Annotated in this window: 11 protein-coding genes; 3 read left to right on the top strand and 8 right to left on the bottom strand. The window is 30.2% G+C overall.

The genetic code is table 11. The features are described from left to right. Positions 1–127: 127 nt before the first annotated feature. The 3 genes from ABCM86_RS00395 to ABCM86_RS00405 form a co-directional block, all read right to left on the bottom strand. Complete coding sequence (locus ABCM86_RS00395; protein WP_307993641.1) at positions 128–1,498, bottom strand: MATE family efflux transporter; 1,371 nt, start codon at positions 1,496–1,498, stop codon at positions 128–130. A gap of 199 nt (positions 1,499–1,697) precedes the next feature. Beyond that, positions 1,698–3,026 (bottom strand): CoA-disulfide reductase, encoded by a 1,329-nt coding sequence (locus tag ABCM86_RS00400; protein WP_295675198.1) that lies wholly within the window; start codon positions 3,024–3,026, stop codon positions 1,698–1,700. Between the two features lie 112 nt (positions 3,027–3,138). After that, positions 3,139–4,527 carry a cation:dicarboxylase symporter family transporter gene (locus tag ABCM86_RS00405; RefSeq protein ID WP_343003214.1) on the bottom strand — a complete coding sequence of 463 codons (1,389 nt, stop codon included), beginning with the start codon at positions 4,525–4,527 and terminating at the stop codon, positions 3,139–3,141. A gap of 466 nt (positions 4,528–4,993) precedes the next feature. Here ABCM86_RS00405 and ABCM86_RS00410 point away from each other — a divergent pair, with 466 nt between their 5' ends. From ABCM86_RS00410 to pcp, 3 genes are all read left to right on the top strand, one after another. Continuing rightward, the gene (locus ABCM86_RS00410; protein WP_295575725.1) at positions 4,994–5,683 is read left to right on the top strand and encodes a DUF969 domain-containing protein; all 690 of its coding nucleotides are present in this window, start codon (positions 4,994–4,996) and stop codon (positions 5,681–5,683) included. Beyond that, positions 5,683–6,612: a DUF979 domain-containing protein gene (locus tag ABCM86_RS00415; protein WP_007285673.1), complete on the top strand. Its 930-nt coding sequence runs from the start codon at positions 5,683–5,685 to the stop codon at positions 6,610–6,612. Before ABCM86_RS00410 ends, ABCM86_RS00415 begins: the two co-directional genes overlap by 1 nt. 94 nt (positions 6,613–6,706) lie before the next feature. Next, positions 6,707–7,348 (top strand): pyroglutamyl-peptidase I, encoded by a 642-nt coding sequence (gene pcp / locus ABCM86_RS00420; protein ID WP_343003215.1) that lies wholly within the window; start codon positions 6,707–6,709, stop codon positions 7,346–7,348. Between the two features lie 118 nt (positions 7,349–7,466). Here the strand turns inward: pcp and ABCM86_RS00425 are convergent, their stop codons facing one another. The 5 genes from ABCM86_RS00425 to ABCM86_RS00445 all read right to left on the bottom strand — a co-directional run bounded on the left by ABCM86_RS00425 (position 7,467) and on the right by ABCM86_RS00445 (position 13,113). Then, complete coding sequence (locus tag ABCM86_RS00425; protein WP_343003216.1) at positions 7,467–8,480, bottom strand: phosphotransferase; 1,014 nt, start codon at positions 8,478–8,480, stop codon at positions 7,467–7,469. Positions 8,481–8,542: 62 nt separating this feature from the next. Then, positions 8,543–9,094, bottom strand: coding sequence for a BMC domain-containing protein (locus tag ABCM86_RS00430; RefSeq protein WP_195929686.1), 552 nt, complete (start codon positions 9,092–9,094; stop codon positions 8,543–8,545). 48 nt (positions 9,095–9,142) lie between these two features. Next, entirely contained in the window at positions 9,143–10,474 is a 1,332-nt protein-coding gene (locus ABCM86_RS00435) for an SLBB domain-containing protein (RefSeq protein WP_195929685.1), read from the bottom strand. A 17-nt stretch (positions 10,475–10,491) separates the two neighbouring features. Next, positions 10,492–11,904 (bottom strand): aldehyde dehydrogenase family protein, encoded by a 1,413-nt coding sequence (locus ABCM86_RS00440; RefSeq protein WP_295761984.1) that lies wholly within the window; start codon positions 11,902–11,904, stop codon positions 10,492–10,494. A gap of 60 nt (positions 11,905–11,964) precedes the next feature. Continuing rightward, positions 11,965–13,113 carry a cob(I)yrinic acid a,c-diamide adenosyltransferase gene (locus ABCM86_RS00445; RefSeq protein ID WP_343003217.1) on the bottom strand — a complete coding sequence of 383 codons (1,149 nt, stop codon included), beginning with the start codon at positions 13,111–13,113 and terminating at the stop codon, positions 11,965–11,967. Between the last annotated feature and the right edge of the window lie 7 nt (positions 13,114–13,120).

The raw sequence follows: 13,120 nt of genomic DNA on the forward strand, positions 1-13,120 counted from the left end.
CTATCTTGTGTTATTATTCGATTATTTTCGATTAATCTTAAGTCAATATAACTTACTATGTATAATAAAATAAAAAATAATAAAAAATAGCACTAGACAGATTTTATCTATCCAGTGCTATTTTTTATTATAATTCTTGAGCTGCTTCTAACTCTTCTTTTAAATTATTTCGTTTATCTATTTTTTTCATTTTTATATAATAAGTCAACATAAGTGGTACTGCTGCTGATATCCATGCGATTGGATCAGATAAACATATACCTGTAAAACCTATAACTTTTGGTAATGTAAAAGCTACTGTAGCTCTTGCAGCTAATTCAAAGAATCCTGCCATCATTGGTACAAATGATTCTCCCATTCCTTGAAGCACGTTTCTATATACAAATATAAATCCTAAAGGTATAAAGAATATTGCAGAATAATTTAATACTTGTTGAGCATAATCAAATATTTCTGGCGTTGGATTTTCTATAAATAACATTACAAAATATTTCCCAAGTGTAACTAATACAACTCCAGCTATTAAACTTGTTATTATTGAAACTATATTCATTATTTTTATTCCGTGTTTTATACGATCAAATCTTCCAGCACCTAAATTTTGTCCTGCATAAGTTGCAACTGTAACACCGAAAGATGTAGATGGTTGCATTACTAATTGAAGAACTTTTGATGCTGCTGTATAAGAAGCTATTACTACAGAACCAAATGTATTTATTGCACTTTGTATTATTATTATACCTACTGCAGTTACTGAAAATTGCATTGACATTGGTATTGCAATTTTTAAATGTGTAGTATAATATTCTTTTTCAACTTTGAAGTCTTCTTTTTTAAGTCTTAATATCTTGAATTTCTTATAGCTATATATAAAACAAAGGACTGCTGATACTCCTTGTGCTATATTAGTTGCATAAGCTGCTCCTGCAACCCCCATATTAAAGTTTATTATGAAAATTAAGTCTAAAATAACATTTAGAATTGATGCCACTATTAAGAAATATAATGGAGTTTTACTATCTCCTAATGCTCTTAATATTCCTGCTGCCATATTATATCCCGTTTGAGTTATTATTCCTGCATAAATTAATGTGATATATACCCTTGCATCTTCATAAATATTTTCTGGTGTATTCATCATATTAAGAAGTGGTTTTACTGCTAACAATGCTACTATTGTGATTATTACTGTCAATACTATAGTAAGTGTTATATTACTTGCTACTGCTTTTTTTACACCTTTTTCGTCCTTTGCTCCGAACTTTTGTGCTACCAAGACGGCAAATCCACTTGTAAGTCCTAATACTAGACCATTTACTAAGAAAAATAGTGAATTACATGCACCTAATGCTGCAAGTGCATTAACACCGACAAATCTTCCTACTATTATAGTATCGACCATACTATAAAGCTGTTGAAAGATATTTCCGATTAAAAGCGGTATAGTAAAATAAATGAATATTTTTAGTGGATTTCCCTTTGTCATATCACTAGTCATAATTATTCCTCCTTATATTTATTTGATTTTTAAAATTTATAATTGCATAAAAAGACCCTCCTTATTATTACTCGAATAAAGAGAGTCCTATTTATCTTGTTTATCTATCCTTATTTTAGATAGTAAAATTACTTTAACGTATATTTTAACATCTTTTATTGTTATTGGCTATAGATTATTCTTATTTACATATATTTTATTATTTAGATACGTTTCCTGCTATATTAAGTGCATCCCATGTTCTAGCAAATGGTGGAGCATAACATAAATCAAGCATTCCAAGTTGTTCTGTTGTCATTTTTGTAAATATTGCAGTTGCAAGTACGTTTGTTCTTTGTACTGCGTCTGATTTACCTACTGCTTGTCCACCTAATATTACTTTTGTATCTGCATCATAAATTAATTTTATAGATATTTTTTCTTGTCCTGGACAATAATCAGTGTGATTTTTATCTGTTATAAATGTAGCTTTGTAATTTAAGTTCATTTTTTTAGCATCTGCTTCTGTTATTCCAGTTGCTGCTGCTTCCATATCTAATAATTTTATACAGCTTGAACCTAATGTCCCTTGGAATGTTTCAGATTTTCCACCTAAATTAGATCCAACTATACGACCTAATTTATTTGCATTTGTAGCAAGTGGTATATAAACTTGTTGTTGTTTTACAAGGTGGTATACTGTTGCACAATCTCCAGCAGCATAAATATCTTCTATAGAAGTTCTTCCTTGATTGTCTATTACTATTGCCCCATTATCAAGCATTTCTATGCCTGTATCTTTTAAGAATGATGTATTTGGTCTTACACCAGCAGCTAATACAACTAAATCTACTTCTACTTCATCAGTATTAGTTATAACTTTAGTTTTTCCATCTAAAGTATCTATAGATGTTACCATTGAGTTAAAGTATAGTTCTATTCCATGAGCTCTTAAGTTTTCTTCAAGTATTTCTGTAACTTCTTTATCAAGTACATTTTCAAGTATTCTATTTCCTGAATTAAATACACAAACTTCTTTGCCTAATTCTTTTGCAACATCTGCTACTTCTAAACCTATAAATCCAGCCCCTATTACAGCTATCTTTTTAATAGATTCATCTTGCATTTTTGCTTTTAACTTTTCTCCATCTTCTACACTTCTAAGTGTATAAGCCTTTTCTATATTTTTTATAGGTGGTATTACAGTAGCTGCCCCTGTTGCAATCATCAGTCTATCATAATTATCTGTAAAAACTTCACCACTTTGTAAATTTTTCACTTCTATTGTTTTTGTTTTTACATTTAAACTTACAACTTCGTGCTCTATTTTTACATCTATTCCTGTTTCTCTAACTTTTTCTGGAGTTCTAACTAACATTCTATCTACATTGTCAAAATTACCCCCAACATAATAAGGTAGTCCACAAGCACCAAAAGATATATGTGGAGATTTTTCATATACAACTATCTCAGCATCTCTGTCAGTTCTTCTTAATTTAGCAGCTGCACTCATTCCTGCAGCAATCCCTCCAACTATAATTATTCTCATATTTCCTCCTAAATCTGTCTTAAATTTAGAGGACGAACCAAAAGACAGAATTTCTCCCATCTAATAGCACGCCCTCTTATCTCAAAATTATTTTATTCTATTTTAAAAGAAATTAAACAGCTTTTTGAACTGTCTTATTTGCTTTTTCTTCATCTCTTTTTAAACTTCTATCTACAATAATTGAACTTGCTATTGTACCACTTACGTTTAACATAGTTCTACCCATGTCTATTATTGGGTCAACTGCAATTACTGCTCCAAGAAGTGGGAAGTATGCTTCCATACCCATACCAGATATAACTACAGATATTGCTATTGTAGCAGTACCTGGAAGACCAGCTATACCAAATGAACTAATTGCTATGATTACTAAAAGCATTATACAGAAACTTAAATCTATAGGTGTATTAGTTATTTGTGCAAGCATTATAGCTGTAAGTGCTGGATAAATTCCTGCACAACCATTCATACCCATATTTGTTCCTAAACTAGCAACAAAACTTGCAACCCCTTCATTAACATCAAATTTTTTCTCTAGAGTTTCAATTGTAACAGGTAATGTTCCTAAACTTGAACGAGAAGTAAATGCTATAATTAATGGTTCTGAAGCATTTTTTATATATGTTATTGGGCTAACTCCATTTAACATAGCTAATGTCATATGAACTACTAACATTATAATCACTGCTAAATATAGACAAACTATAAATTTACCAACAGATGCAAGTACACCTATTCCATTTGAAATTATAGTGTTTGCAAGTAAAGCTATAACTGCATATGGCATAAATTTAATTATTGTCATAGTTACACTTATTATTATTTTATAAAAAGCTTCAACCCATCTTACAAAAGGTTCAATAGTATCTGCATGTTTTTTGCTTAAACGTCTTATTGAAGTTCCTATAAATGCTGAGAATATAACTACACCAACTATATTTCCTTCTGCCATAGATGATACTATATTACTTGGTAAAAGTGCTCTTATTGTTTCAGATAAAGAAACTGCTTCTCTTATTTCAGCAGTGTTGTTTCCTGCATCAAATCCTTGACCAAGGTTAAATAATATTGCTAATACTATACCTGTTATAGCAGCGAAAACTGTTAAACCTATTAATGATCCTATTGTTTTTGTTGTAAGTTTTCCAAGGTTATCACCTTTCATATTCATTATTACTCTTGTTATTGATAATAATATAAGTGGAATAACTAACATTTTTAATAAGTCTATAAATCCACCACCAACAAATCCATACCATCCAGATAATTCACTTATCCAAGCTATATCCTTTGGTGAATCTGGGAATTTAGCAACGGCTTGTACTATAACTCCTAAAACTAATCCTAAAACTGTACCAGTAGTCATTCTTGTAGAAAAGCTAACCTTTTTCTTTTGAAGTACGTTGATTACTTTAAATAATGCTATTAATGCTACGATAAATGCCAAAGTTCTAAAATCACTAAGTTGTAAGAACTTTGTAAAAAAATTACTTTCTAACATTCCTCTTTCTCCTGTGTCTTTGTTTGTTTTTTATTTAATTTATTATAAACCCTATGTATATTATAGGATATAATACCTAAAAAAGTATATAATAATATTTACATTTTTTAATTTTTTTTAAAAATACTTCGGCTATCATTTTGATAACACCCAACCATTTCATTGTACTATCATTTTGATAATATCGCAATATTTTTTTATTTTTTTTATAATATTTTCTATTATTTCTTTAAAATCCTATTTTTTGCAGTTTATTTTTAAAATCATTTTTTTAATTTTAATTTAATTTTTAATCCGATTTTATGGAAATATTAGCTTTTCTTCGTATTTATTTTCAAATTTCTCTTATTTTTTACATTTTTCTATATTTTTTTACATTTAGTCTGTACGTTTTCCTATTTTTCTTGTAAAATATAAATATAAAATTCAACAATTTTTAAAAAATCATTTATGGAGGTATATTATAATGGAATTAATAGGAATTTTGATAATCATTTTAGGTTTCGCCCTAAAATTAGATACTATAGCAGTTGTTGTTTCAGCTGGTGTAGTTACAGGATTAGTAGCTCACATGAATATAGTTGAAATTCTTTCAACTTTAGGGGAAGCGTTTGTCACTAATAGAACAACATGTTTATTCATGCTTACACTACCTGTTATAGGACTTTGTGAAAGATATGGATTAAAAGCAAAAGCAGTTATGCTTATAGAAAAAGCAAAAGGATTATCTACTGGTACACTTTTAAGTGGATATTCTTTCATAAGAGAAGCTACAATAGCAGCAGGTGTTGCACTTGGTGGTCACCCTCAATTTGTTAGACCTCTTATAAGCCCAATGGCTGAGAGTGCCGCTACTGTAAAATACGGTAAATTAGAAGAAAAGGATTTAGATAAAATAAAAGCTCATTCTGCACTTGCAGATAATATAGGTAACTTCTTCGGTCAAAACTTATTTATGGCAAACTCAGGTATCCTTTTAATAGTTGGTACTTTAGATTCTTTAGGAATGACTGTTGATCCAATGGCGCTTACTAAAGCTGCAATACCAGTTGCTATAATAGCATTTGTATTATGCGTTGGAAAAAATATATTACTAGATAGACAATTGAGTAGAAAATACAACTCTAAAAATAATGATTTAGGGGGTAATAAATAATGGATATGGCAACACTTTCAAATAATCTATTAGACGTATTTTATATGTTTATAGGATTATGTATGGCAATAACAATGGTGTTTACTTTAAAAGATAAAAATCATAAAACTAGAATAGGTACAGCCCTATTTTGGGGAATATTAGCATTTATATTTATATTCGCAAGAATACTTCCTTCTGTATTAGTAGGATGTCTTGTAATCGTTATAGCAATTTTATCAGCAACTAAACAAATTAATGTTGGTACTTTAAAACAATTAGATACAACTTTCACAGAAATGAAAGCTCAAAAATTAGGTTTAAAAATATTTGTTCCAGCTTTATCAATAGCTGTAATAGCAATGCTTGTTGCTTCATTTACAGAGTTTCCTGGAACTGTAGCTATAGGTATAGCATCTACACTTTCTTTATTATTAGCATTTGCAATAACTAAAGCTAAACCATCTGAAGCTGTTGAAGATACTAACAGAATGTTCCAAGCAATAGGAGTATTCTCTATATTACCACAATTATTAGCTTCTTTAGGTGTATTATTCACTGCTGCTGGTGTTGGTGATAAAATAGCTAGCATAATATCATCTGTTATACCTCAAGGAAATATACTTGCAGGTGTTATAGCTTACTGTGTTGGTATGGCAATATTCACAGCTATAATGGGTAATGCATTTGCTGCATTCTCAGTAATAACTGCTGGTATAGGTCTTCCATTCGTATTTGCTCAAGGTGGAGACCCAGTTATATGTTCAATATTAGCATTAACTGCTGGATTCTGTGGTACATTAGTTACTCCAATGGCTGCAAACTTCAACGTTTTACCTGCTGCATTACTTGAAATGAAAGATAAAAACGGAGTTATAAAAGCTCAAGCACCTTTAGCTGCATTATTATTAGTAGCTCACATAATATTAATGTATACTTTAGGGTTCTAATATAAAAAAACTATTATAATTGATTAAATAAATATACAACATATTTTGATATATTATTCCGGAGTCTGTTGTATTAACTAAAGGAGAAATAAAAATGAAAGTTTTAATAACAGGATTTGATCCATTTGGTGGAGAATCAGTAAATCCAGCATTAGAAGCTGTTAAACAACTTCCTGACACAATAGCTGGTGCTGAAGTAATAAAATTAGAGATACCTACTGTTTTCAGAAAATCATTACAGAAAATAGAAGAAAATATAGTTAAACACAACCCTGATATAGTAATATCTATTGGACAAGCTGGTGGAAGATTTGATGTAACTCCAGAGAGAGTTGCTATAAACATAGATGATGCTAGAATAGAAGATAATGAAAAAAATCAACCAATAGACATCACTATATTCGAAGATGGGCAACCTGCTTACTTCTCAAACTTACCAATAAAAGCTATGGTTAAAGAAATGAGAGAAAATGGTATACCTGCTTCTGTATCTAACACTGCTGGTACATTCGTTTGTAACCATGTTATGTACGGAATATTATACATGATAGATAAAAAATACCCTAACATAAAAGGTGGATTTATCCATGTTCCTTACATACCATCTCAAGTTGTTTGTAAACCAAACACACCATCAATGGCTGCTGCTGATATAACTAAAGGTTTAGAGTTATGTATAAAAGCTGCTGTTGAAAACAACGAAGATATAAAAGCTGTTGGTGGAGAAATCTGCTAATTGTAATTTAATAAATATGCAATAAATATTTACCCGGAATTTATATTTATTGAAAATAGAAGTATCGATGAAAAGTCTTGTAGATTTAAATTCATCGATACTTTTTTAATGATTTTAATTAGGTTTTATTTATAAGTATAAATTTTAAATTTTCTATCCACCAATCCATATTTAACATCTGTTCTTTATTATTAAAATCTGTATTTATTATTAAAGCTGCTAAAAACATTCTACATGCACATAGTAATCCAAGTTGTAATAATGTATTCCATGTATTTTGTGTAAATTTGTATCCTTTATATTCTTCTAGTCTTTTTCGATAAAAATCTATTAGTATAGTTTTGTCTATATCTGCTTCTACAGAAGTTATAATGTACCATAATAAATCTAGTGTACATGGGCCACATCCGCTATTAGCAAAATCAATCATCTTTATATTGTTTTTATCTATATACAGTGTATTATCTGGTCTATAATCTCCATGTAAAAAAGTTTTTGGGAAATATGGATATAATTCTTCTATATTATTTAAATTATTATATTTTTCATATAAATTTTCTCCCAAGATGAGTTTTAGCTCTTTCCATCCTTCGTATACTTCTTTTCTCATATCTTCTGTATATTTAAATTTATCTACGGATAAAAAATTATAATAGCTTTCTGTATTTAATAAGTTCTCGTATTTATTAACATCATATTCTGTAAACTTTGAATGAAATTTTGCTAGTGTGTCTATATAATCCAAATACTCATTCATATGATTTTTGGAGCCTATATACTCCGAAACATCTTTCATTAAAATTGCGTATGTATCACTTCCTAAGTAATATCCTATATAAATTCCATCTATATATTCTTCAAGCTTTGGATATACGTTATCTTTAAATATTACTAACTCCCTACCCTTGTCATTACTGGCTTTTGCTAGCCAATCTTCTTGTAGATTATTAACTTTTAAGTAAAGGTATTTTTTATTTTTATTAGAGTAAAGTTCTATTTTATACATTTTAGATCCAGATAAACCTGATGTATTTATAGGATAAATATCTATATTTGTTAAGTTATCTATTTCTTTTTCTAAGTTTTCTTTGCTTAAAAGATCTCTTATAGATGATGCTTTATAAATATCCAAGTCATTCCCCTCCTTAAAATATTTATCCCAATTTTATATAGTATCACTCTTTTTTAATAGTATTACATTACTATTTTTTCTAATAAGCTTTTATGAGGAGAAGCGATAATTGATGTAGATGTTATTTCTCCCAATTTTGCAAGTTCATTTTCACATGATTTTATAGCTGATTTAACAGAAGATATTTCACCTGTCATTATCAAAAATCCCTTGCCGCCTAGCCCTTTTGCAATTCTAACTTCTATTAATTGGACATTCGATGCTTTTACTGCTATATCTGCAGCTTTTATTATTGTTAAAGCAGATATAGTTTCTATAGCTCCTATAGATTTTAAGTCCTTTATATCTGTAGCTCCAGCAATCGCTACAAGAACTTGTGGTGATACATTATTTATTATATGGCTCTCTACTAAAAATACATCTGCTATTGATTTTCCTCTTTCAACAGAATTTTTAACTGCACCGACATCTCCACTCACTACAATCATGTATTTACCTGGGCAAACGGGATTTGCTAAAACTAATTCTACATTAGCTGCTTTGACCATTTCATCAGCAGTTTGTATACCAATGGGAGTACTTTTTAGTTCTACTAAACCAATTGCTTTTTTCAAGTTTATCCCCTCTTTCTCATAATTTATCTAATAGATATTCTATTTATATTATTTGTCTGAAACAATGACTACTTTATTATCTTTGATTTCTTTTATAACACCACTAATACTTGCATGAATATTGCTTCCCAAACTATTTTTGTCTATTATCCCAACTAAGTCACCTTTTTGAACTTTATCCCCTACTTTAACTGCCACTGCACAAGGTTTGCCTATATGTTGATTCATCAAAATAGTAACACTATCTTCGTCTATTATTTTATCTTCAAGAGGCGACTTTCTATCAAATTCTGTAAGTCCCAGTTGTCTTATTAATTTATTTACTGGATATCTTTTAAATTCTCTAAAAGGGTGTGCCTTCTCTGGTTTATTGTTGCAAGTATTTTTTATATTATTTTGTCTCATAGTCTGTTTTAAAAAGTTGTTTAGTTTCCATGGTTGTAAATTCATAATACATGCATATTCACATAATCTACATCCGCAACATAAATAAGCATTTACCGTACTGATATTGTTGTCACATAGACTTCCATACGACGCTATTCTCATCATCTTATGTGGTTGTATAGCATGTCCTATAAGCCCCCTTGGACATACTTCACTACAATGGCTACAGTGCATGCATGATGTTTTTGCATCTTTTAGCATTTTTCCTATATCTTTTTGTAAGTCTTTTACTAATGAGTGGTCTTTAGGTAGTACTATAAGACCTTTTGTTGTTTTTGTAATTGTAGAATCTATATCTACAACTTTCCCCATCATTGGTCCACCATTAATAACTACAAAGTCAGTTAAACTTGTACCTCCAGCTAACTCTATAGCTTTTTTAACACTCATTCCTATTGGCAATTTTAAAGTTTTAGTATTATTTACAGCACCAGTAACTGTAACATATTTATCAGTTACTGGTTTTTCATAATAATAAGCATTGTAAATATTAAGCATAGTTTCTACATTTGATACTATAGCACCTACATTTAGAGGTATTCCTCCCTCTGGAACAATCCTCCCTGTAACTTCATATACTAAAACTTGTTCATCACCAGCAGGATAGAAGTTTTCAAGCTCGAATAATTGTAATTTATCATAATTCCCTATAATACTTTGTACACTCGAAATAGCTTCTTTATATTTTGATTTTAGTGCTACTACACCATGTTTAGCTCCAACATGTTCAACAACTAAACTTAATGCATCTAAAATCTCTTTTGTATGTAAAGCCATTAATTGTTGATCTACTCTCAACAAAGGCTCACATTCTGCCCCATTTATTATTACATATTCAGCCTTAGCATTTAACTTTGCATGGGTTGGAAATCCTGCTCCCCCTGCTCCTACTATCCCCGCTTTTTTAATAAGGCTTAATAAATCTTTTTCCATTTATTTCACCTCTTTATTTATTTAATGTGGAATCCTCCAACAAGTGTGCATCTTCTTTTTCTTGTAAAAGATTTAGCTGAAGTTAATCCTTCTCCAGTTGGACCTGCTATTGTAAATGTTGTGTATCCTTCTCCACCAACACCTATACCAGCATATGATGGTCCATTTTTAACAAATATTGTAGTTTGAATAAGTTTTGCCATTCTAGTTAATTTGTCCACGTTTTTAGAATGCATCATTGCAGTATGTCTGTTTCCATGTTCAACGTCTACTGCCATATCTATTGCTGTATCTACGTCTTTTGCTCTTACAAGTGGAAGTATTGGCATCATTAATTCTGTTTGGACAAATGGATGTTCTAATTCAGTTTCCATTAATATAACTCTTATACTGTCATCTACTTCTATTCCAATTTTGCTTAATATGTATTTAGCGCTCTTTCCTACAAATTCAGTTTTTATTTTCATATTGTCGTTTAATACTAGTTTAACTAATTTATCTATTGTTGATTTATCTTTAACTTCATATGCTCCATGTTGTTTCATATTGAAGATTAAATAATCGGCGATTTGATCTACTGCTATTATTTCTTTTTCTGCTATGCATGGTAGATTATTATCAAAACTACAACCATCTACTATATCTTTAGCCGCTTTTTCTATATCAGCAGTTTCATCAACTACAACTGGTGGATTTCCTGCTCCTGCACCTATTGCTTTTTTACCGCTTGATAATACTGATTTGACAACTCCTGGGCCACCTGTTGCAACTAATAATCTAACTTTGTCGTGTTTCATCATTATGTTTGCATTTTCTATAGATGGTTCTTTAACAGAAACAACTAAGTTATCTGGTGCACCAGCTTCTTTTAAAGCTCTATTTATTAATCTTATAGTTAATTCAGAAACTTCTTTTGCTCTTGGATGTGGGCTGAATACTACTGAATTTCCAGCAGCTATCATACCGATACTATTGCATATTATAGTTTCAGTTGGATTTGTTGTTGGAGTTATTGCACCAATTACCCCAAAAGGAGCATATTCCACTAACGTAAGTCCATCATCTCCCGCCATAGCCTCAGTTGTTAAATCTTCTATACCAGGTGTTTTGTCTATAGCTAATTGATTTTTAATTAATTTATATTCATATCCACCCATGCCTGTCTCTTCAACAGCCATTTTTGATATTTTTTCTAAATTTTCTTTTTTAGATAATTGATTTCTTATAGCTTTTACAAATCTATCTTTATCTGACATTGAGCAATCTAATAGTTTTCTTTGTGCTGTAAATGCAGCATCTATAGCTTCTTCCATTGTTGGAAATATACCCTCTCCACAATTATCTGAGCATTGTGGTTTATTTTCTGCTGCTTCTACACTTTGCATTACTTGTTTTACGATTTTTTCTATATCCAATGTATTTATTTCCATATTTTATCCCCCTAACCTGACTTTATTATAGATAAAACTCTATTTGTATTTATTTATGTATTAATTTAAATTAACTACAGATTCAATCGCATATTTAGCTATATATGTATCTTCTTCAACAGTGCCTCCACTTACACCTAAAGCTCCGACGACTTTACCTTTGTATGTAAATGGTATCCCCCCACCAAAAGTAATTATTCGATTATTGTTGCTCTCTTGTATTCCATAAAGTGGGTCACCTGGTTTACATAAATTTTGAACATCTTCTGTCGCCATCTTTAAGCTGAGGGCTGTATATGCCTTATTTAAAGATATATCTATACTCGCTAAAAGTGAGTCTTCCATTCTCTCCATAAGTATGATGTGACCACCGCTATCGACTACAGAAATAACTACGGGTACGTTTATTTCTTTTGCCTTTTGTTCTGCAAAAGCTACCATTTTCTTTGCAGTTTGTAGATTTAAATCTACTGTTTTATTTTGATCTATGCTAATAGATTTTCCTGTCGTAACAGGTTTATCTATCTTTTTTTCTAATTTATCTGTATCTAAAGCCAAACTTTGTTCATCATCTTTGATACATTCGTTTATATTATTATTTAAATCTAAGTTTTCTTCACTTAAATTACCCTGAATATCTTTTAATTTTTCTCTAACTCTCTTTAATACTTTTACTTTTAATTCTTCAACTTCACAATAAAATTCTTCAACTCTTGCCAATGCATATATTGCATCAGACATTCTATTTACATATTTCATTAATTCATTTCTAACTGGCTCTATTTCACTAAGCGCTACTATATTTCGCTCTCCTCTTCTAACTATTGTTCTTGCAACATGAAGAGTCGCCGAAACTTGGTTTTTCCCTGGTACAACAAAGTGAGTTTGTATACCTACAATTTCTGTACATTCATCAACTATATTTTCTAAATAAGATATATCATCCTCAGAGATTTTGCCAGTTAACATCTCTCTTCCTTTTTTATCACTGGCAAGTTCTGCTCCAAGACTGAATATCCTCTTTTGTATTTTATTTATATATGTCCTTACTTTTTCGTTTTTTGATTGTGAATAAGCTAAACCCAACATTGAATTAGCTTCATCCATAATTCCATAACACTCAACTTTTACGCTGTTTTTAGAGATTCTCTCTCCTCCATAAAGGCTTGTTTGTCCTTTATCTCCCGTTTTTGTATATAAATTAGCCAAACTTATC

Source organism: Clostridium sp. 2218st1_F5_2218SCRN_220325, assembly GCF_039062665.1.
Taxonomy (GTDB): domain Bacteria; phylum Bacillota; class Clostridia; order Peptostreptococcales; family Peptostreptococcaceae; genus Intestinibacter.